This window comes from Clostridium sp. (genome assembly GCF_050717535.1).
Taxonomy (GTDB): domain Bacteria; phylum Bacillota; class Clostridia; order Clostridiales; family Clostridiaceae; genus Clostridium_AD.
This window is the reverse complement of record NZ_JBOITM010000005.1, coordinates 20,421-43,264: the sequence shown is the minus strand read 5'-3', so window position 1 is coordinate 43,264 and position 22,844 is coordinate 20,421. Positions and strand designations below refer to the sequence as shown.

The 22,844-nt window shown below is 31.4% G+C and carries 18 protein-coding genes, 1 tRNA gene and 1 riboswitch; of the genes, 1 reads left to right on the top strand and 18 read right to left on the bottom strand.

Annotated elements, in window-relative coordinates:
• Positions 1-112 precede the first annotated feature (112 nt).
• The 5 genes from ACREVU_RS01310 to clpB form a co-directional block, all read right to left on the bottom strand.
• Complete coding sequence (locus ACREVU_RS01310; RefSeq protein ID WP_431549829.1) at positions 113-769, bottom strand: GntR family transcriptional regulator; 657 nt, start codon at positions 767-769, stop codon at positions 113-115.
• Positions 770-1,127: 358 nt separating this feature from the next.
• Positions 1,128-1,775, bottom strand: a complete 648-nt coding sequence (fsa, locus tag ACREVU_RS01305) for a fructose-6-phosphate aldolase (RefSeq protein WP_431549828.1) — start codon at positions 1,773-1,775, stop codon at positions 1,128-1,130.
• 54 nt (positions 1,776-1,829) lie between these two features.
• Positions 1,830-3,311: an L-fucose/L-arabinose isomerase family protein gene (locus ACREVU_RS01300; protein ID WP_431549827.1), complete on the bottom strand. Its 1,482-nt coding sequence runs from the start codon at positions 3,309-3,311 to the stop codon at positions 1,830-1,832.
• Positions 3,312-3,374: 63 nt separating this feature from the next.
• The gene (locus ACREVU_RS01295; RefSeq protein WP_431549826.1) at positions 3,375-3,998 is read right to left on the bottom strand and encodes a DUF4867 family protein; all 624 of its coding nucleotides are present in this window, start codon (positions 3,996-3,998) and stop codon (positions 3,375-3,377) included.
• Positions 3,999-4,269: 271 nt separating this feature from the next.
• The gene (gene clpB / locus ACREVU_RS01290) at positions 4,270-6,867 is read right to left on the bottom strand and encodes an ATP-dependent chaperone ClpB (RefSeq protein WP_431549825.1); all 2,598 of its coding nucleotides are present in this window, start codon (positions 6,865-6,867) and stop codon (positions 4,270-4,272) included.
• 354 nt (positions 6,868-7,221) lie between these two features.
• On the opposite strand from clpB, the gene ACREVU_RS01285 reads away from it, so the two are divergent.
• A tRNA-Ala gene (locus ACREVU_RS01285) sits at positions 7,222-7,297 on the top strand.
• A 54-nt stretch (positions 7,298-7,351) separates the two neighbouring features.
• On the opposite strand, the gene ACREVU_RS01280 is transcribed toward ACREVU_RS01285, so the two are convergent.
• From ACREVU_RS01280 to ACREVU_RS01220, 13 genes are all read right to left on the bottom strand, one after another.
• The gene (locus ACREVU_RS01280; RefSeq protein ID WP_431549824.1) at positions 7,352-7,513 is read right to left on the bottom strand and encodes a hypothetical protein; all 162 of its coding nucleotides are present in this window, start codon (positions 7,511-7,513) and stop codon (positions 7,352-7,354) included.
• A gap of 451 nt (positions 7,514-7,964) precedes the next feature.
• Positions 7,965-8,429: a YbaK/EbsC family protein gene (locus tag ACREVU_RS01275; RefSeq protein WP_431549823.1), complete on the bottom strand. Its 465-nt coding sequence runs from the start codon at positions 8,427-8,429 to the stop codon at positions 7,965-7,967.
• 140 nt (positions 8,430-8,569) lie between these two features.
• The gene (locus tag ACREVU_RS01270) at positions 8,570-9,616 is read right to left on the bottom strand and encodes an aldose 1-epimerase (protein ID WP_431549822.1); all 1,047 of its coding nucleotides are present in this window, start codon (positions 9,614-9,616) and stop codon (positions 8,570-8,572) included.
• A gap of 217 nt (positions 9,617-9,833) precedes the next feature.
• Positions 9,834-10,244, bottom strand: a complete 411-nt coding sequence (locus tag ACREVU_RS01265) for a rhomboid family intramembrane serine protease (RefSeq protein WP_431549842.1) — start codon at positions 10,242-10,244, stop codon at positions 9,834-9,836.
• A gap of 145 nt (positions 10,245-10,389) precedes the next feature.
• Positions 10,390-10,554 (bottom strand): hypothetical protein, encoded by a 165-nt coding sequence (locus ACREVU_RS01260; protein ID WP_431549821.1) that lies wholly within the window; start codon positions 10,552-10,554, stop codon positions 10,390-10,392.
• A 264-nt stretch (positions 10,555-10,818) separates the two neighbouring features.
• The gene (gene add / locus ACREVU_RS01255; protein WP_431549820.1) at positions 10,819-11,811 is read right to left on the bottom strand and encodes an adenosine deaminase; all 993 of its coding nucleotides are present in this window, start codon (positions 11,809-11,811) and stop codon (positions 10,819-10,821) included.
• Positions 11,812-11,909: 98 nt separating this feature from the next.
• Positions 11,910-12,009, bottom strand: a riboswitch (purine riboswitch).
• A gap of 81 nt (positions 12,010-12,090) precedes the next feature.
• A complete protein-coding gene (locus tag ACREVU_RS01250) occupies positions 12,091-13,116 on the bottom strand; it encodes a CPBP family intramembrane glutamic endopeptidase (protein ID WP_431549819.1) in 1,026 nt (341 codons plus the stop codon).
• Between the two features lie 107 nt (positions 13,117-13,223).
• Positions 13,224-14,975, bottom strand: coding sequence for a peptidoglycan D,D-transpeptidase FtsI family protein (locus tag ACREVU_RS01245; RefSeq protein ID WP_431549818.1), 1,752 nt, complete (start codon positions 14,973-14,975; stop codon positions 13,224-13,226).
• Between the two features lie 248 nt (positions 14,976-15,223).
• A complete protein-coding gene (locus tag ACREVU_RS01240; RefSeq protein ID WP_431549841.1) occupies positions 15,224-16,591 on the bottom strand; it encodes a SpoVR family protein in 1,368 nt (455 codons plus the stop codon).
• A 7-nt stretch (positions 16,592-16,598) separates the two neighbouring features.
• Positions 16,599-17,774: a sporulation protein YhbH gene (yhbH, locus tag ACREVU_RS01235; protein ID WP_431549817.1), complete on the bottom strand. Its 1,176-nt coding sequence runs from the start codon at positions 17,772-17,774 to the stop codon at positions 16,599-16,601.
• 4 nt (positions 17,775-17,778) lie between these two features.
• Positions 17,779-19,701: a serine protein kinase gene (locus tag ACREVU_RS01230; protein ID WP_431549816.1), complete on the bottom strand. Its 1,923-nt coding sequence runs from the start codon at positions 19,699-19,701 to the stop codon at positions 17,779-17,781.
• Positions 19,702-19,883: 182 nt separating this feature from the next.
• Positions 19,884-21,176 carry a sensor histidine kinase gene (locus ACREVU_RS01225; RefSeq protein ID WP_431549815.1) on the bottom strand — a complete coding sequence of 431 codons (1,293 nt, stop codon included), beginning with the start codon at positions 21,174-21,176 and terminating at the stop codon, positions 19,884-19,886.
• 289 nt (positions 21,177-21,465) lie between these two features.
• Entirely contained in the window at positions 21,466-22,842 is a 1,377-nt protein-coding gene (locus ACREVU_RS01220; protein WP_431549814.1) for a GntP family permease, read from the bottom strand.
• Positions 22,843-22,844: the final 2 nt, after the last annotated feature.

The following is a 22,844-nucleotide window of genomic DNA, read 5'->3' as shown; positions in this document are numbered from 1 at the left end:
CATATTCATCATAGCTAAATTAAACTAAGGTATATAATTCCATACAATCAAATTTAAAACAATCATTCCATACTAATATCCAGACAAATATTTGAGTAATCAAAAACTCTCCTCAAATAAAATATTCTTTGAATTCATTGTTAATCTTATCTCCAAGTCTATCAATATTTCCATGGAGATGACGATAGATAACCTCCTCTACCTTATCCTTATCAGAATGTTCAATAGCTTTGAACAATTCACAATGTTCTTCATATAATTTTTTAAAAGGTCCTGATGCAACAATATCAAGTCTCATAAATCTCGAGTAATAAACCTGGGATTCTTGTATTATTTTCCATAATCTTGTTTTCCCCGCAAAATCAAAGCAAATAGCATGAAATTCATAATCAGCTTGGTAATATTCACTTGAATCTATCACAGGTTTTTCAACTATCTCTTTCTGTCTTTCAAGGTTTATAGATAATTTATCAATTAGATCATTATTAATATTTTCGAAAATATCCACTATTACTCTGCTTTCAAGCACTGTACGCATATATATTATTTCCTTTATTAACTCCATATCAAGTAATGTCACGTAAGTTCCCTTTTGAGGAACAATTTCTATGAATTTCTCACTCCTTAGCCTTAAAAAAGCTGTCTTCACTGGAGTTCTTGACACATTATACTGTCTTGAAATTTCATTTTCACTAATAAGTTGACCAGGATAAAGTTGTAGATTAACAATATCCTCCTTTAGTGCAAAGTAAATCTCATCGCTATTCATACTCTGAAATTGTTGATTGCTCACATTAACACATCCTCATTAAATTTTAACTTGATTCTAACTTAACACATAAAGATTTTAAACAAATTTAAATCTATCTTTATATTGTACAATCAGCTTCTTGCATTCTTGCATACTTGTATGCAAGTTCATTAATGTTAGTTTACCACATCATATTTGCAATGTAAAGGGTTTTATGTATAGTGTTTTGATTTTTTTGAACATTATATATATATTTAAAGTAACAACTTAATAAGAATCCCTAATATAATTATTTTTAAGTACATAAAAGCAGTCAAGCTGCACAATAATCTGCAACCCAACTGCTCTTCTAGCCTTTTCATTAAATCCATCCTTATTATTTACCGAAAGTTTCTTTCCAATCTTTAGCAAACTTCTCTATTCCACTATCTGTTAATGGATGTCTTATCATTTGTTTAATTATTTTAAGAGGCACTGTAGCAATATGAGCACCTGCAACTGCTGCATCTGTTACATGCATTGGATTTCTTATACTAGCTGCAATTATTTCAGTATCTATTCCGTGTACCTTAAATATTGTGACGATAGTTCTTATTAAATCCATAGCATTAGCATTTATGTCATCAAGCCTTCCGATAAATGGACTTACATAAGTAGCGCCTGCTCTTGCAGCAAGTAATGCTTGTCCTGCTGAGAATATTAATGTTACATTAGTTTTTATACCTTCTTTTGAAAGTACTTTAACAGCCTTAAGACCGTCCTGCGTCATTGGAATTTTAACAATCATATTTTTGTGAATTTTAGCTATTTCTCTTCCTTCTTTTATCATACCTTTTGAATCTAACGAAATAACTTCTCCGCTTATAGGTCCATCTACAATAGATACTATTTCTTTTATAACCTCTTTAAAATCTCTGCCTTCTTTTGCAATTAGGGAAGGGTTAGTAGTTACCCCACAAATAACACCCATATCGTTAGCTTCACGAATATCTTCTACATTAGCTGTATCAATAAATAATTTCATTTCTACATCCTCCTAGGTTTTAATGCTAATACTTCATATACATTTTACTATCTATTATTTAAAAGGATTTTCTGATTTATAAAGCATTCCTTTTGGTTGATTAAAAGATAATTCGTTAACTCCTAAGTATTTAAATAAATTGTAAATTGCTTTTCCATAATGGCCAAATGCAACCGCACCATGATGTGGATATCTCTTTTCGATTAACACATTACGATAGAATCTTGCCATCTCAGGTATTGCAAAAACACCAATAGAACCAAATGAACGAGTTGCAACTGGTAGTACTTCACCTTCTGCTACATATGCTGTGAGTTCTGCTTCTGCATTGCTTTGTAAACGGAAGAACGTTATTTCACCAGGAATAATATCTCCTTCAAGTGTTCCGCGAGTTATGTTTGGTTCTACATTAGGTTCTAGTGCTCTTGCCATAATCTTTTGATTTTTCATAGTTCCACTTGTTAACTTGCAAGCTGCTGTGTTACCACAATGGAATCCCATAAATGTATCTTTTATTGTATAATCAAATTTGCCTTTAATTTCTGATTCATACATATCAGCTGGTACTGTATTATTAATATCTAGTAATGTAACAACATCTTGGCTTATGCAAGTTCCTATATATTCACTTAATGCCCCATAAATATCAACTTCACAGGATACAGGAATTCCCATAGCAGTTAAACGACTATTTACATAACAAGGTACAAATCCAAATTGTGTTTGGAATGATGGCCAACATTTATTTGCAAAAACAACATATTCTCTTGAGCCTTTATGTGCTTCCATCCAATCGAGCAATGTTATTTCATATTGTGCAAGCTTTGGCAGTATACCTGGCATTTTATTTCCTTTACCTAATTCACTTTCCATGCTAGCTATTACTTCTGGAATTCTTGAATCATTAGCATGAGCGTTGAAAGCTGCATATAAATCAAGTTCTGAATTTTCTTCTATTTCAACTCCTAAATTATATAATTGCTTAATTGGTGCATTACATGCTAAAAAATCTTGTGGACGAGGTCCGAAAGATATTATTTTTAACTTTTCAAGTCCAAGTAATGTAGTAGCAACTGGTACAAATTCTGAAATCATATCAGCAACTTCGCTAGCTGTTCCAACAGGATATTCAGGAATAAAAGCCTTTATATTACGTAATGCTAAATTGTAACTTGCATTTAACATTCCACAATAAGCATCCCCACGGCCATTCATTAAATTATCACCACTTTCCTCAGAAGCCGCAGCAAACATCACTGGTCCACCAAATTGTTTTGCGAGTAAGGTTTCTGAAGTTTCGGGACCAAAATTTCCAAGATATACTACTAATGCATTTACCCCAGCTTCTTTAACTTCTTTTAATGCTTTTAACATATGTGTTTCATTTTCCACAGTAGTTAAACATTCAAATATATCCACATTAGATTTTTTAAAATTTTCAACTACTGCCTTCCTACGACTTTCAGATAACTCCATTGGAAAACAATCCCTGCTTACTGCAACAATTCCTAATTTTAATTGTGGTAAATTTTTCATTTTTCATTCCTCCCATTGTTTTATTATGAATAGTCATTTTTATGCTTTGTGCTTTGAACTTTTTTATTTTATTGAAATATTTTCACCTATTAATCCAATAAATGTTCCTTGAGCTCCTAAATCCGTATCACTGTGGCCTATTAGCCATTTGTTTCTAGCAAATAGTAAAGCATCCTCACCGGATTTATTAATTCTATTTTCCAGTGGCAAATTAGTATCCCTAGGCAATACAACCACACATCTAAATCCACTTTCATTTGCATTACAAGGCGCATAATGAAGTGTAGTTGCATAAACCTCTATTATAGTACCAGCTGGAATTAAAAAAGCTTCTATATTCGTAGTATCATATGAATAATCCTCTTTAATATCTTGCTGACAACCTAAAAGTAAGATCAGATCAGATACTGCAACATTTATCTCAGATGAGCGATGATATTCAACTGCATTTAACAAATAATTATTACCGTTACAATATCCTATTTGGATTGGTAATCCACCAAATTCTCTTACTCCTAAATCTTCAGCAATTTTCAAATTTTCTAATTCTTTAATTGATGGTTCGTAGATTACATCCCTTGGCAGTGGAGTACTTTTCATTTTTTCAATTAGTTCGCTACAATTGTAATTTTTTAATACTTGTCCATATTTCCTGAACTCATTATCTATAACTCTTTTAATAATCATATTTATCTTTCCTTTCGTTTAAATATTAATAGTTTATTCATGAAATTGTTTACATTTTCAATGCCTCTGTTTTCATTATAACAGTTATACGGAACTTTTTAAAGTGATTTTATAAAGTTCTTTTCAAAAGTTTATATTAGAGTTATTTATATAACTCTAATATTTGACTAGCTAAAGTTTAATTTAGGCTATAAGTGTTTAGTCATACAACCACAAATAGAGCCAATATAAGTATTGGCTCTAACTAACTGGTATTTTTGGTAGTGATTTATTAAATTTTTTCTATTACAATTTGCTGGTCTTTGGCATCCACCCCGATAGTAGAGCCATCAACTATGTCTCCCCTAATAATTTTTTTAGCAATATTTGTTTCTAAGGCATTTTCAATGTATCTCTTTAATGGACGTGCACCATAGATTGGATCATAACCCTCTCTTGCCATAAGTTCTTTTGCATCCTCGGTTACTTTCATTGTTATATTTTTATCTTTAAGCCTATTTTTAATTTCTTCAAGAAATATATCTACTATACCTTTTATTTCTTTAGTATCTAGTGGTTTAAATAATATAACATCATCTAATCTATTTAAGAATTCTGGTTTAAATTTAGTCTTAAGTTCACTCATAACCCTATCTCGAATATTTTGCTGAATACTTCCACTTTCTTTGTTTTCAAGAAGATAGTCACTTCCAATATTTGAAGTCATAATTATTATGCAGTTTTTAAAATTCACAATCTTTCCTTGATTATCTGTTAGCCTTCCATCATCTAGTATCTGAAGAAATATATTAAACACATCTTCATGAGCTTTTTCTATTTCATCAAACAAAACAACACTGTAGGGTTTTCTCCTCACAGCTTCAGTAAGTTGACCTCCCTCTTCATATCCTACATAACCAGGTGGAGCTCCTATAAGTCTTGACACAGAATATTTTTCCATATATTCTGACATGTCTATTCTTATTATATTATCTTTACTATCAAATAGTGTTTTAGCTAGTGTTTTTGCAAGTTCAGTTTTTCCAACACCAGTAGGTCCAAGGAATATAAATGAACCAATAGGTCTTCTTGGATCCTTCATTCCTGCCCTTGCGCGAATAACGGCATTTGAAACTGCAGTAACTGCTTCTTTTTGTCCAATTACCCTTTCTGATAACACCTCTTCCAGTCTTAGGAGCTTTTTCCTTTCTCCTTCTACCAAATTTGTCACAGGTATTCCGGTCCATTTTGATACTATCTGTGAAATTTCTTTCTCTGTTACTTCTTCTTTAAGCATAGCAGTTTCATTATTTTCATGTATGCTTTCTTCTTTCTCTTTTATCTCAGCTTCCAGTTTTGGAATTACTCCATATTTAAGCTCTGCCACCTTAGTTAAATCGTATTCTCTTTCTGATTTTTCTATTTCCCCTCGCGCTACACCTAACTTTTCTTTTAATTTTCTAATTTCAACTATTTTAGATTTTTCTTTTTCATATTTTGCTGTCATTTCATTATCTTTATCTTTTAAATTGCTTAACTCTTTCTCTAGTACATCAAGTCTCTTCTTTGAAGCCTGGTCATTTTCTTTAGACAGTGCTTTTTTTTCAATTTCCAGTTGAAATATCTTACGTTTAGTCATGTCCATCTCAGTTGGCATACTATCTATTTCAGTTCTTATCATAGCACAAGCCTCATCTATAAGATCTATTGCCTTATCTGGAAGAAATCTTCCGGTTATATATCTATCCGACAATTTTGCTGCGGCTACTATAGCTGAATCATGAATTCTTATACCATGATATATTTCGAATTTTTCTTTAAGACCTCTAAGTATGGAAACAGAATCTTCCACAGTAGGCTCATCAATAGTTACTGGCTGAAATCTTCTCTCTAAGGCCTTATCTTTCTCTAAGTATTTTCTATATTCATCAAAAGTAGTTGCCCCAATACAATGAAGACTTCCTCTGGCAAGTAGTGGTTTTATCATGTTACCTGCATCCATAGATCCCTCTGATTTGCCTGCTCCCACTATATTATGAATTTCATCTATAAATAGAATTATTTTTCCTTCACTAGTTTCTACTTCCTTAAGCACTGCTTTAAGTCTTTCTTCAAATTCACCTTTAAATTTAGCTCCAGCAATAAGAGCTCCCATATCTAAAGAGAATACTATTTTATTTTTAAGGCCTTCTGGCACATCTCCCTTTACAATTCTTTGGGCAAGCCCTTCCACTATAGCAGTTTTACCTACTCCAGGTTCTCCTATAAGCACCGGATTATTTTTAGTTCTTCTAGAAAGTATTCTTATAACACGTCGAATTTCATCATCTCTTCCTATAACAGGATCTAGCTTATGTTTCTTAGCTTGCTCCACAAGATTTGAACCATATTTAACTAGTGCCTCATAAGTACCTTCTGGATCTGGATTTTCTACCCTTTGATTTCCCCTGACTTTCGAAAGTGCATTCAAAAATTCTTCTTTAGTTATATTAAATTTCTTCAAAATTTCTGCAATTTCTTTAGTATTAACATCCATAAGCCCAAGCATTACATGTTCTACACTTATAAAAGAATCTTTAAACTTTTTAGCTTCATCTTCTGCTTTTACAAATACTTCTTCAAATCTTCTAGTTGCATAAACAGACCCAGTATCTGCGCCACTTCCTGTAACTCTCGGCATACGTTCTAAGGCCTTGTTAATATCCTCATTAAGTTGCCTTATATTCACTCCCATTTTACTAAATATATTAGGAATGAGCCCATCCTCTTGAGCTATAAGTGCTGCAAATAAATGTATTGTATCTATTTGCTGATGATTATTTTTTACAGCTATTAATTGAGCCTCATTTAATGATTGTTGAACCTTTATTGTTAGTTTTTCTATGTCCATGTAAACAGCACTTCCTTTATTTTATTTTATTATTTCTTACTATTAATTTAAGATATGCAAAAAAACACCCATATAAATAAGTTAAAAAACCATTTACCGTTTTACCAGCATAAAAGTTTCATTTATGGGTGCTTAACATTAAGTTTTCTAACTACTATTATATCACTAAATCAGCTATATATTTGCATTTCAATTTAAAATAATTGGATATATTCGTTATTATTCGTTATTCTTTAATTAGTTATTTATACTTTATTATTGAATTCAGAAAATTATTTTAATTAATGAATAATGTGGAGAATAATCCTAAATGGTGGTATAATCAAAAGTGATAGATTTAAAAAAATTAGATATGGGGGTATAGCGCAGTTGGGAGCGCGTCTGCTTCGCATGTAGAAGGTCGGGGGTTCGACTCCCCCTATCTCCACCATTTTTATCTATTCTTGCGAAATTACTTATATTTAACAGTTTTTGCTTTATATTATTATTTAAGCACTGCTTGTGCTATTTTAACAAGTTGCTCTTTACTTAAAGCTTCCAAATATTTTTGACGTTCCACAAATGTACACTCTTCTAAAAGTTTTGTTTCTTTACTAGTCTTTATATAAATACCTGAAAGTGTCAAGTCCTCACTACTAGAATCCATATAATGTCTCCTCCAAATATTGTAATATTTTGTTGCGGTGTTCTCACTATAGCCTTTTTCTATTAGTTTCACAATACCATTTTTTCTGTTTTGCTTTTCACAGAATTCACAAATTTTATATATCTCCTGGAGCTTTATCATCTTTCTTTTCCTTCTTTCTTACCCCGCCAGGCAACATACAAAGTACAAGTTCCCTGTTTATTTTATCCATCGTTATATAATTTCTACACAAGCTCGCAGTTCCCTCTCAAAAGTAAAAAGGCCCAGAACATAAATCTGAAACCTTATTTTTTCCAATAAAGAATCCAAAAGAGTTTGACCTCTTAATGTTATTATTGTTTAATTATAAGTATCTATAGTTTACATTATAGCATATTTTCTACTTAAATATAAGAGGATACGGTTTAACATAGTACAAATTATATAAAGTTGCTCCATATTATGGTAATTCCTAGTCTTTACCAACGTTAACCCATTTTTTATTTAAAGAATATTCATGTAACTCCTGGCATGTTAATTTAATAGCTGAATTACTACTTCCACAGGCAGGGTAAACAGTTTCAAATCTTTTAAGAGATTCATCTAAAAATACGGGTATATTATTTTCAAGTCCAAAGGGACAAACCCCTCCTACTGCATGTCCAGTGAATTGTAAAGTCTCGTCGGCTGTTAACATCTTTGCCTTAAACCCAAATTCATCCTTAAATTTTCTATTATCTGTTTTTACATCTCCTGCTGTAACTATTAACATAGCACTTTCTCCATTCTTAAAACAAATGGTCTTAGCAATTCTTGCAGGCTCAACACCTAAGGTCTGCGCTGCTAGTTCAACAGTAGCACTAGATGTTTCAAATTCTAGAATATCTTTATCTACACCCCATTTTTTTAAATACTCATATACTTTATCTATAGCCATTATTTATCCCCCTTTCACTTAAATGCTTGATTTTAAATTAAACCTATATTAACCTTAAAATCATATGTTTAATTTATTATAGACTATATTCATTAATATTAGTTGGCAATTCACAATAATTTGATAATATTACCTGCTATTTATAAATCTCCTCGCATATCCTCTACATATATTTTGCATTGCTCACTCCAAGTCTCATTAGGAAGTAAAGTTTTAAATCCCGTAATGCTATTTTCTAAATTTATATTTGCAGCATTTATTGCACAAGTTTGAGGTTCTACGCATACGTAATTTTTATCGCCCTTATCATTCCATATTACCATATGCTTATAATCATTACCCATTTCATAATTTAATCTTAGTTTTTTATAAGTGTCCTCAATTATTGCTCCGTGAAATGATTCCCCATTTATATCCATATCTTTTATTGTATAATGAGATTCTAGGCTACAGGCTAATGGATTTATACCTTTATTTACATATTGTTTTTCATAAGTAGTTAAGTCTAAAATTTTTCCTGTGGGTAAGTTTCGCCCGTCCTGTTCCCATCTCTTATCTATTGATGCTATTAATCTATAATCTTCCTCCACACTTTCTGGATGAAAAGGTATATTAAATGCTGTGTGAAATCCTATTCCCATTGGCATTTTTTCACTACTTAAATTAATGATACTTGCTTTCTGCCTTAACCCATTACTCGAAAGATTATAAACCAATTTAAACTGAAAGGCATGCGGGAAATACTTATAAAATTCATGTTTTTTATCAAAATCAAAAACAGCCTCTATTTCAACAGTTTCTGCCTCAATAATTTCACTTCTAGATATCTTCCATTTTTCATTTTTAATGAACCCATGTATATAATTGTTAAGTCTAGGCTCATTTATTGGAAATTTATATACCCTGTCCTCCATTTTAAAAATACCATCTTTTATTCTATTTGGTGGAAACAATACTGGCAAACCATATACTTGCGGTGCAGTCTTAAAAACTTCAAGGTCTATTTCATCCTCAGGAGTTCTAAGCAAGCTTAAACCTCTTATAGTATCCCTTAATTCTATAATATTGGCTCCTACATCTGTTATCATCAAAGCTTCATATCCACCTGCTGAAAAACGTATAGATTTATACCCTTTCCATGATTCTTCTTGTATTGTTGCAGCAATTTTATTTCTGACATTTGTCATATTTGTTATCTCCAATTTTATTTATTTTAACAACATTTCAGAAGAAAAGTCTCCCGCTTATATGATTTTTTAATATAGTATATCACTAAATTTACCTTTTTTCATTTTTTATACCAAATTATACGAATTAGATAATTATACCTTTAAACAAATACTCTACAATAAAAAGCTAACATTCCTAAACTTCAATAGGATTGTTAGCTTTATATATATGTTCTTAATGTTTAATTTTAAAAGCAAATAATGCTCCACAGCATCCACCTATAATATGTGCAAGTTGAGAGATATTATCTTGTGCAAAAGCACCTCCAAAAATTTCTCTACCAACAAATACAAAAAACACGATTATTAAAGTCAGTGGGATTTTTCCCTTCTCAGCATTTGTAAAGGAGCTTAGAATGATAAACATATACACAATGCCACTTGCGCCCAAAAGAGCAGTTGACGAAAAAATTATGTGTATTATGCCTGTAACAAAAGCTGTTATTAATATTAATTGCACTAAAACTTTTGAACCATATTTTTCTTCTAGCATGGGTCCAATTATTAGAATAATTATAAAGTTCCCTGAAAAATGAGCCCAGTTAGCATGACCTAATATGTAGGAAAAAAGCCTCACATATTGCATAGGGTCCAAAATTGATGTTCTATAATTCGAAAAAATAAATCGGGTCAAAACACCATTTGTTAAGTAACATAGCAAATAACTGATAAGAGCTAAAAAAGTAAAAGTTAATATCACTGGTGAATTATATTGTATCTTCTTTAATTTATTAATCATTTATATAATCTGAAATATTTAGATCATATTCTTTTGCAAATTTAAGAAGGTCTGTCTCACTTGTACTTTCTGATGGAGCAACTGGTGACTTAACTCCCAATTCACTGACCTTAACCAACAAATCCTTTTTTAATTTCTTATAATCTATTTTGTTCACCTTCCTTCCTATTTATTTTTCTCATAGTTTTATTTTCTTTATTATTAATAATATTCAATTACCTTAGATATTATATTCTATAACAGTTTCATATTTCCTCTATTTTTCGACAAATTTTTTATTTGAGAATCTTTTTAGCCTCTTCTGCACATATGCACTATTGCAAGAATAGGGTATTTTCATACCTATTTAATCTAATTTTATTATATCACCAAATACATCTTTCTAACAATACTCTATTTTTCATTATATCTCACTATATTGTTATATATATTTTCTGAGCCATTCCTTTGTCTTTAAATCAACAAAGGCTGCATCTACACTATTAAGATAGATTTGTTTATATTCCTCAAAAGTAATGTTAAATTCCCTTAATAATATTTCGCATTCTTTAGTCATATTTGTGTTTGATACAGTTCTATTATCAGTATTAAGTGTCACCTTTATGCCATCATTATAAAAACTATAAATTGGGTGTTTTTTAAAAGTATCAATTGCTTTAGTTTGAATGTTACTTGTTGGACACAATTCAAGGGTAATTTCTTTATTTTTTACAATGCTATATGCTTCAGGGCAGTCCTTAATAAATACTCCATGTCCAATTCTTTCTGCCCCTAAAAGCTCCACTGCATCCAGCACATTTTTACCTATTCCTGTTTCACCTGCATGAATAGTCACTTTATACCCATATCCCCTAGCTAGTGTTATAGGTTCTATGAATTTTTCACAAAACCCTTCTCCTTCAGAACCACATAAATCTATTGCAACTACACCTTTAAACAAGTATTTCACGCCAGCCTCCACAACCTCAATGGCTTTATCTGCAGACATAAATCTCATACATGAAAGTATTACGTTACCTTTTATATCATATTTCTCTTCTGCATCTCTAATTCCAGCTATTACACTCTCTATTACTTCGTAAATACTTAACCCCTTTTTCACATGAAGTAGCGGTGCAAATCTAACTTCAATATATTTTACATTTTCTTTGGCACAATCTTCAAGAAGTTCAAAGGTAATTCTTCTTAAACTTTCTTTTGATTGCATTATTAAAATAGGAATTTCAAATCTTTTTAGATACTCATCAAGAGACTTACATTCTGCTGGAGCAGTCACTTCTCTTTTGATATTTTCAATGTCATAGTATGGAATACTTATACCCTCATCTTTTGCTATATCAATTATTGTCCCAGGTCTTACACTTCCATCCAAATGGCAATGCAATTCAATTTTTGGTAAATCTTCAAGTTTCATATTGTCCCCCTCTTATAATAATTTAATCACTACAAATATTATTATTTACCTTCAATGATAATTTTAAATACAAAAAATCCTGACCACAAAGAAGATACACATAGGTGTATTTTCTTCGTAATCAGGAATTATAGGTTCCTGGTAGAAACCCCCAAGCCTTATTATTGGGGTTATACGAATTTAAATTATTATTATTCATAAGTGATAATTAATAAAATTTGTATTATTTTATTTTATCATAAGTACAAAAATAATCAAGTTGTAAATTTTCGTTGAAACTTAATACCTTAGAACAACTAATGCAGTTATAGCAACAAAATATATAGCTAATGGTACATATTTCACTTTATCTGTATGAGTATTTTTTTCATCTCTTAAAATATACTTATCTCCCAGATCGTATTCTGTGCCCATAGTATTTTTTTCTTCTTCAATATACTCTAAATCTTCTTTTTCCTCTTTATATTCTTTCAATTTTCTAAGATATATAAATAATATGGCTCCTCCGATTAGAAAAGCTATTGAGGCTCTAAGTAAAACAACCGACATACTAACATTCATTGTCTCAGCTGTGGCAGCTGCTTTTGCTGGATCAATTACCCCATTGTCTATTCCAGTATCCATAAGTTTCATGTAATTCAATGCCACTTTACTTAAAATAAACGATATTGCATTATTTGTTGCATGAAGTGTCATACTTCCTAATAATGAACCTGTATATTCCCTTACCTTCAATAATATAAGCCCTAAAAATAATACATACATAATTTGCATTATATTGCCATGAAAAGTTGCAAATATAACTATTATTATAAAATATTTTATTTTTTTATTTATACCTTCGTAAGCATCCAGGAAAATCCCTCTAAAAAACACTTCTTCAAAAAATGCTGGCACAAAAATTACCACAAATAGTCCTAATACTGTTGAACTATTGTTTAGCAAGCTAGATATTGCCATACTATCTTTTATTGCAACAGGAAATAATTTCATACTTAATGAATTAATACCTATTGCAAAAATATAAGTACCAATTGCTAACATCATAATTAACATAACTTGTTTTACAGAAATTTTCTTTATTACCATTACCTTAGCAAACCTTCTTTTAGTAATTCTGCAATATAATAGTGCAATACCTCCCAGCACTATTATACTGGCCCCTCCAGAAAGCAAAAGTGAAACATTTCCGCTGATAGGTGTTTTTAATCTAAGTATCTTAATTGCTAAATAAGGCATTGAAACAAATAATAGTAATGCCAGCACTAGTAAACTATTAGCCAATAATATCTTTTTATTTTTCATTAATTTTCTCCTTAATATATAAAATTATCTTCGAAGTAACACATGTTCTACAGATACAAATTTAACTGCAATAAATGCTAGTACTAGTATATATACTTTTTTCTTTTTCATTTAGTATCTGGAGATATATTAAGTATTGTAAACAATCCATCAAATAGCTTACGTGCTGCCGGTACTGCTGTCTGGGCGGCATAATATTTATCTGAGTTTGGTTCTTCTACAGTAACTATCAATGTTATTTTTGGGTTACTGGCAGGAGCCATACCTGCAAAAGATGCTATATACTTACCTGGTTCGTAACCCCCTGTAACATTATTAACCGCAATTGCAGTCCCTGTCTTTCCAGCTATGTGGTAACCCTTTATATAGGTATCCACCCCAGTTCCTTGCTTAACAACACTTTCTAAACAAGTTCTTAGTTGCGCTGCATTTTCACTATCAATTACATTTCTCTTATCAAGATTTCCATACTGTTTGTCCACAATTTTTTTACCACTTACCATATGGGAAATGTCTTTCATAACATGTGGTCTTATCCACGTTCCCCCGTTAGCTATTGCATTGAAGGCAGCAATATACTGTACTTGACTAACTGCAATCCCTTGTCCATAAGCCATTGTTGCAAAATCAACAGATTTAATACTACTAAAATCTTTTACTAATCCAGTGCTCTCACCAGGCAAATCTATACCTGTTTTCTGTCCAAATCCAGCCTCTTTTATAAAATCAAAAAATTTTTCCTTTCCAATCTTTTGTCCCAACTTAACAAATGCAACATTATCTGAATTTTTAATAATATCTGAAAAAGTCTCAACTCCATAATCCTCTTTATTATCATTATACAAAGTTGTATTTCCAACCCTAATGCTCCCATTACTTTGAAAACTATACTGATCTGTTACTAAATTATTTTTAAGTGCAGCAGCAGCTGTTATAACCTTAAAAATGGATCCTGGCTCAAACATGTTGCTTACAGCCCTATTCTTCCATGTTTCCTGTGTTTCGCTATCTGTTTTCCCCATTGCATAAGGATTATTGGGATTATATCCTGGCGAGTTTGCCATAGCTAAAATTTCACCATTTCGAGGATCCATAATTGTTATACTTACAGACTTTGCACCATTTTGAGCTAAAGTTTCTTTAGCTACTGTTTCAGCTAATTCTTGAATTCGTTCGTCTATAGTTAACGTTAAATTCTTTCCATCTACAGGTTTAACTGTTATTGCTTCCGTATAAGGCAACTCATTATTATTCCTATCCACTTGTGCCACCTTAACCCCAGGAACACCAGCTAAATCATTATTATAACTTTGTTCTACCCCGCTTATTCCATTCCTCTCTAAATTGATATGTCCAATAACCTGAGATAAAAAGTTATCATTGGGATAGACCCTGTCCATATCATTTGAAATTATTATTCCATTATACTTCAAGGCTTTAATATCATCTACTGCTGCTTTTCCAACTTTCCTTTTCAAAAATACAAATTGAAATAGATTACCTTTACTATCTTTGCTATTTAATTTTTTTTGAACTTCACTGGTTTTAATATTCAATTTCTCTGATAACTCAGCAACTACTTGCTTCTGCGGTATTTTTTTATTTGTTAAATATACATTCAATACATTCAAATCAACATCAACCCTATAAACATCAGTACTTAATGCTAATTCTGAACCATTTCTACTCAGAATCGTACCCCTCTTTGGAGCCATTTTTATAGTTTTAGTCCACTGATTTAATGCCAGTTGTTTATATCCAGACCCATCAACTATCATTACATAACCCAATCTACTAATAATAGCAATAAATACTATAGAAAATAATACACCTAAAATAAAAATTCTTTTACTTTTCACTTTTTTTCTTTTCAGTTTAATCACCAACCCGTCTTATACTATTTATTCTAGCATTCGTTTATTTTAACATTGTGCCACCCACGTGGCAAGTGGCATGTTGTATGACAAAAGTTAATTTATAAGAACATCATACTATAAATGCCGATACATTTCCACTTATTATATTATCTTATAAAAAATTACATAAAAAATACATCTCAACCTACAGTGTGATTTATTTTCCTTCACTATAAATTGAGATGATTTTTTTATCTTTTTACAGATATTTTTTTATTTTCACATTCAAGTATAACTTCTTTTCCAAGTTGTGTTGTTTTTAAAGTTACAGTATGGCCCCATAATTCATATATATACTTCAATGTTGCTTCTGCATAAATAGTATTTAGTTCTCTTCCATCAAAAACATGCTCTAAGTTTAGTGTTTTGTCCTTTTGGGACATTTCGACTACCCGAATAAGTGGTACAGTTCCTACACCGCAAGAACTAGCTAAAGTGTTTCTAATGTTTTTAAAACCACTATCATCAGCCACTTCACTAATTACATAATTTCCATCCTTTGCAGCATATTCAAATAAATTAAGTTCTGCGCACAGTTCTTCAGTTAGATACTTTCTTAAAAATGATTCATCCCGTTCAATGGCCCTAACCTCAAATATTTTATCCTTTCCATATCTCTTCAAAATATCTTCAAATATCTTAAATCCTATAAAATATGGGTTTATAGAACCATATCCAGGAGCTATAACATCATTATGCCTTTTAATAAATTCTAAATAAAGTTCATCTGGCAGCTTAAGCTCCTTTAATATATTGTAATGCCAAAAACTAGCCCAACCTTCATTCATTATTTTCGTTTCAATCTGAGGCAGAAAATAAGCAGTTTCTTTCCTTACAAATTCTAATAAACTTTTTTCCCATTCCTCTATATCTCCATATTTTATTATAAAATATAGAATATCATCCTCAGGCTGCAAAGGTATTTTGTTTAAATCCGGAAATGCTAGTTTCACATAAGCATCCAAGTTACTATGAACCTCATTACTGTTTTTATAATCATCTAAAAGTCTTTGTTTTAGATCCTCCGCTTGTATTCTCTTTTCCCCAATGACCCTAGATGTCTGAAGCTTTATGGCATGAGCTGCATCGAGTATTCTCTCTACCTTCTCATAACCTATACTAGGATCGTTAATATAACTTCTTACCATATCTGCATGAAATTTAAACATTTCTACTGTAGATGATGCTCTAGTTCCTTCCACAAAAAGTCTGTTATTTTTAAAGAAATCATTATGACCATAAACATGCGCTATAGTAAGTATTTGCAGTAAAAGTGTGTTTTCCTTCATTAAATATGCAATACACGGATCTGAATTTATAACCATCTCATAAGGAAGTCCAGTTAAATTATATTTATACACAGTGCTATTTTTTTCATAAGACTTTCCAAAGCTCCAGTGAGGATACCTAGACGGCATTCCAATATAAGCTTCATAACCTAGCATATCCTTATACCCTATCATTTCAAATTCTTGAGGATAGAAATCAAGTCCTATTTTTTTTACTACTTTCTCGATTTTTTCATTCCAATCTTCTAAGTCTTTTAAGGAATAATCCAAATCCATGTCACCTCTCTCCATCTTTTTTTAGCATGTATTTAAGACCTTTCCATAAATCTTGTTTTTCCTTTATATCTACTGAGATAAAATTTTTATTAGTTACTCCCTTTTCGAATACATTTTTCATGGAAGAAGAAGAAGAATAGTAGCTATTCAAAAGCTCAGCATAACCAAACAAATTACTTACCTTGCAAATATTTTTTGCAGCTTCTATGGCTTTTTCATTGTCTTCTTTCCAATTATCTCCATCACTAACGTAAAAAACATATACATTCCAATATTCAGGATTATATCTTTTTTCAATTATTTCTAGAGCTTTATTCAGTCCGCTAGAAATATATGTCCCTCCTGATTCAACTTTATGGAAAAAATCAATTTCGTTTACCTCTTTGGCAACTGTTGTATGTGCAACAAAACCAACCTCTACATTTGAATACTTTGATTTAAGAAATTGAGATAGCACAAAGAAGAATGAACGGGCCAAATATTTTTTTGTGCTATCCATTGACCCTGATACATCCATTACACATAAAATTACCGCATTTGATTCTCTTTTTAGTACTTGCTTTACTCTATGATATCTTAAGTCCTCATTTTTAAAGGGTAATCTTTGAATTTCTTTCCCTGGTTCTTCTGCTTCCATCAAAGCTTTTCTTTTTGACTGTTGTCTTTTAATTTTCTCAGCTACCGTTCTTTTTTTAGCAAGACGTGGGTTAATACCATGTTTTTGATATCCTGCTCTTTTAATACCATTTTCAGTTAAAACCTCTGAAAATTTTTTCTTATCCATATCAGGAAGCTCTAAATCTTCCAGCAGGTAATTGAGTGCATCTTCGAGTGTTATCTCGGTTTCATAAATATCTTCTCCTTCTTCATCACCTGCACCACCTGTACCTTCCCCTTTTGCCTTTTCTTTTCCTATTACTTGACCTACTTTTTCTGTCCCATCACCGCTTCCCACACCACTTTTATTTTTACCAAAAATAAATTCATATTCCTTAAGACCTCTTATTGGTATCTTGATTTTTTTATCAACACTTTGGCCTATAATGCTTTCTTCTGACAATATATCCCCTAAGTTTTCCTTAATAGATTTTTCAACAAGCTGACGATGTCGTCTCCTATCCTCCACTGCTCTATCATGATCTATGGGGGTTACGTTATAATCTCTAAAAATCGCCATAGGATTAGTCCTTCCATAAATTATTAGCCGCATATTTAAGTACTACGTCACAACAGTGATCACAATAGCCATTTTTCTTCATTTGTTCCACCATTACGCTATATTTTTCATCTTGCTCCTTATCGCGAACTCTAGATCTAGTTATAATTCTTGAAAGTTCTTTAACGGAACTTGTTAGTTTCTTTTCAATGGCTTCCTTTAAAGGCTCATAAGACTCATATCTGATTTTTCCACCATTTCTAACCACATAAAACATATAAGATGTAACATCACTTCTGAACCCCTTTGAAGAACTCTCAGATATCCCAATTTGCTCTTCTATTGAGCGCATAAATGATTCATCTGCGATCAGCTCCTCACCAGTAGCTTTATCCTTTAATTTTGCCTTGTTTACATAGGCTTCTGCATTATCAATATAGTTATTAAATAAACTTTCCGCTTGCTCTTTATAGCTGTGTATAAAAGCCTTAGTTACTTCCTTCTCCAAAATTTTGTTGTATTCTTTTCTTATACTATCCTGAACAAAACCCATATATTTCTTCTTCTCATCATCAGCAACGTCCATTTCTCTAACAGATTTAATTATGCTTTCCATAATGCTAAGTGGATTAATACAATCAAATTCTGAATTTGAAATAGCATTATCTATAGCTTTTACTATAAATCTTGTGGAAATTCCATGCATTCCTTCATCAAGACCTGCTTCTTCCCTGAGTTCACTAATATCCATTTTCTTGGTAGTTCCTTTTTCTACTATTTCTTCACCATTATAAATCTTAAGCTTTGTTATAGGATCTACTTTATTTGAAGGTTTAAATCTTGAAAGCAATGCAAACATTGATGCAGTTTCAATAGTATGAGGTGCTATATGAGGCTTAAAGTTACTCTTTTTAAGTATCTTCTCGTAAATCTTAATTTCTTCATTTAGCTCAAGGCAATAGGGAACTTCCACCTTAACAATTCTATCTAAAATAGCTTCATTTGTATGATCCGACTTAAATCTATTCCACTCCGCTTCATTAGAGTGGGCAATAATTATACCATCAAAGTAAATCATAGAACCCTTTCCAGGAGATGGTATTGATTTCTCTTGAGTTGCGGTTATTATGGTATGAAGATATTCAACATCGTTTTTAAATACTTCTATAAATTCTACGAGACCTCGATTTCCAACATTAAATGCTCCATTAAGAGAAAATACTCTTGGGTCATCCTCTGAGTACATATCCATCTTAGATATATCAACGGAACCTGTTAAAATTGAGGTATCTTGATTATTTGGGTCTACTGGTGGCACAACCCCTATACCCTTTCTTGATCTTATTGAAAATGAAGTGGTTGTAACAGGGAAGTTTTCATATTCTCCATTAAATTCATGAAGTAACCTATATTTACACTCAGGACAAAGATCTCCTTCAATTTCTACACCTAATATTTTTTCGAATTCTTTTCTGAGATGTTTAGGTACTAAATGCAATGGTTCTTCATTCATAGGGCATCCTTTTAAAACATATACTGGTTCTGTATTTTCAAAAGCTTTTTTTAGTGCTTCCACTAGTGATGACTTCCCAGCTCCTACAGGACCTGCTAAATACAATACTTGCCTAGATTCTTCTCCCTTCATAGATGCAGAATAAAAATAACTTACAAGTTTCATGAGTACTTTATCAATTCCAAAAAAGTCTTCTTTGAAAAATCCATACCTCTTTATAACATCATTCCCATATATTTTTCTTATTCTTTGATTTTCTTCAGGCTTTAAAATTTCAAAACCATCTTTTATTATTGTGTCATACATCCTCTTATGAGACAGTTTAGCCTTATCTGGATCTGTTTTAATTATATCTAAATACTCCAAAAAGCTTCCTTCAAATTTGTTTTTGATTTTAGCTTCTCTATCATTCTTTATCATTTTCTTAAATTCCATTTACTACCTCCTAAGATAAAATTATTTATTATTAACTATATGCAGTGACAAACCTACAACATGATAAATATTAAAAATAAAAATAAAAGATACCACCCAAATTGGATGACACCTTCTATTTAATATTACAATTTTCAAAGTCAATAGTGGAAACCACATTATCTGATTTCTTGTTACTATATTCATATATCAGAAAACTCTATATTAATCTCTTCAAGATTGTTATTGGCATTTAAATTATTATTAACATATACCGCCTCACTATCAGGCAATTGTTTCATAGGAATTTCAAATGTAAAATTACTTCCTACACCTATCTCACTTTCTAAAAATATTTTACCACCATGCATCTCTACTAAAGCCTTAACTAGTGATAACCCTATACCACTGCCTTCTCTGTGTCTAGTCAAAGACCTGTCAACCCTGATAAATCTTTCAAAAATAGATTGTTGCTTTTCTTTTGGTATTCCAATACCAGTATCCACAACAGACACAACAAAGTTATGTTTTCTTTCAGATATAATCACTTTAATATTTCCTCCAAGGTTTGTGAATTTTATTGCATTCGAAATAAGATTTAACATTATTCTTTCTATTTTATCTTTATCACAAGCTATTATTTTTTCTTCCATCTCTGTATCAAATAAAAGTGATATACCATTATTCTCAACATATTCAGCCACAGACAAAGTTATTTCCTCTATAATACTAACTATATTCCAATTATTCAAATGAATTTCAAAATATCCTGCATCTATTTTTGTTACATCTATTAGATTATTAATTAATTTTACTAATCTATAACAATTCTGCTTCATAGATTTTAAATATACCTTGCCTTTTTTATCATTTTCTTTAAATAATTCGTTAAATTTTAGCTCCATAAGCTGAAGAGTCCCTAAAATAACATTGATGGGAGTTCTTAATTCATGAGATATATTTGCAAAGAAATCAGTTCTAAACTGATCATATTCAATTGCTTGATTTAAAAGTCTTGTTTTTTCCTGATTTTGTTTTATAATTTCTTCAGCTGCCCTTAGGTTTCTTTCCATATTTTTTCTTTTGTTAATGTTTCGTGCTATTACTAAAATTGCAGATTTATTTTTATACTGAAAGGCAGAGGTACCAATTTCCACATCTATAACTGTGCCCCCACTAGAAATAAACTTTTCTTCAATAATTGGTGCACTCATTCCACCTTCATATATTGTATTAATTCTACCACTAGCAATATCAATATAATCTGGATGAATAAAATCCATAACATTTTTTCCAATTATATCTTTGGACTCTTTAATATTGAACAATTTTTCAGTTGCAGGATTTGCTAAAACTATTTTCCCAGCACAATGAACAAATATGGGATCAGAAGACAATTCAAATATTCTTTTAAATACTTCTTCACTTTCATTTTTCTTATTAACTTTATCAACATCCCGTTCCTTTGTTTCTTTAACTCTAATATGTTCAATCATGGTAATCCCCCTTTAAACATGTACTAAAATATATGCTAATTTATAACTAACATTAAATATTAACATAATATTCTTAAAATACTATATTCTACAAATTGTGTTATAACCCTTTTTTTTGTATATTATTTATCCTATACTGTTCTATGAGGATTGTGCTGCACAAAACTACCTGCTTTATGCTAAATATTATTACTGTCTCTTATTTTACTAATTTCCATACAAATATAATAACCCAGTATCAAGTTTATCTTTATACTGGGTTAAATCATCACCTTAAATTCACAACTGCTTATACAACTCCCATAGTAGCAAATATAATAGACACTACTGTAGCTATAAGTGGAATTACAACTGTACACATTCCTATATCTATATAAGATTGTTTATGAGTCATACCTGTTATTCCTAATAAAGTTATTACTGCACCATTATGTGGAAGTGAATCAAGTCCGCCACAGGCCATGGCTGCTATTCTATGGAATACTTGCGGATTAATTCCCAGTGCTTGGGCTTTTGCCATATATATTTCACCCAATGATCCAAGTGCGATACTCAAACCGCCGGAGGCTGACCCTGTTATACCTGCCAGTATACTAGTAGATGCTGCTAATGAAATAAGTGGTGTTCCTGGTATTGCAAGTATTCCTGCTTGGATTATAGAGAATGCTGCTAGAGTTTTAATAACATTTCCATAACCAACTTCCGATGCTGTATTTGCAATTGCAAGTAATGATCCTATCGCGCCTTTGTTAACTGTGGTGGTAATATTTTCAAAGTCTTTCCAAAATATAATAACACTAGCCACTATAGCAATGACTAAGGAAGAAATTAAACTCCATATACCTTGTACTTTGGGTAGTGTAGTTCCAAAATCTTTTAAGAATGAACCATCCATTGTAGCAAACACAAATTTGCCTAAAAGATAATTACCGACTAATACTATAACTATTGGAGTTATTGCTAAGTAAAACTTAGGTAATTTAGATAAATCAAATTCCTTAATTACTTCGTCTGGATGACTCCCATATCCTTCACCTGCAGCTAAAGCTTGCTTTGCTCTTCTTTCAAGCCATAACATACCAAGAACAAACATTACCGATCCTCCAATAATACCTATTACTGGTGCAGCATATGCAGTTGTTCCAAAGAAAGGCATTGGAATAGCATTTTGTATTTGTGGTGTTCCTGGAAGTGCAGTCATAGTAAATGTAAAAGCACCTAGTGCTATAGAACCAGGTATAAGTCTTTTAGGAATATCGGCCTCTCTAAATAATGCCGCTGCAATAGGATATACAGCAAAGGCAACAACAAATAATGAAACTCCACCATAGGTAAGTATTGCACAAGATAAAACTACTGATAATATTGCTTTACCTTTTCCTAGTTTTTTACTAATGCCATGAGCTATAGCTTTAGCCGCGCCTGAATCATCCATTACCTTACCAAATATTGCACCAAGTATGAATATAGGGAAATATTGCTTAGCATATGCTGCAAAATTCACCATAAAAACTTCAGTATAAGTAGCTAAAAGATGTGTTTGTCCACCCTGGAATAAAAGAGCTAGTAGTGCTAAAACCGGTGCTAAAATAAGAACAGAAATTCCTCTATAGGCTAAATACATTAAAAGTGCTAAAGAAATAATAATACCTATAACCCCTAACATAA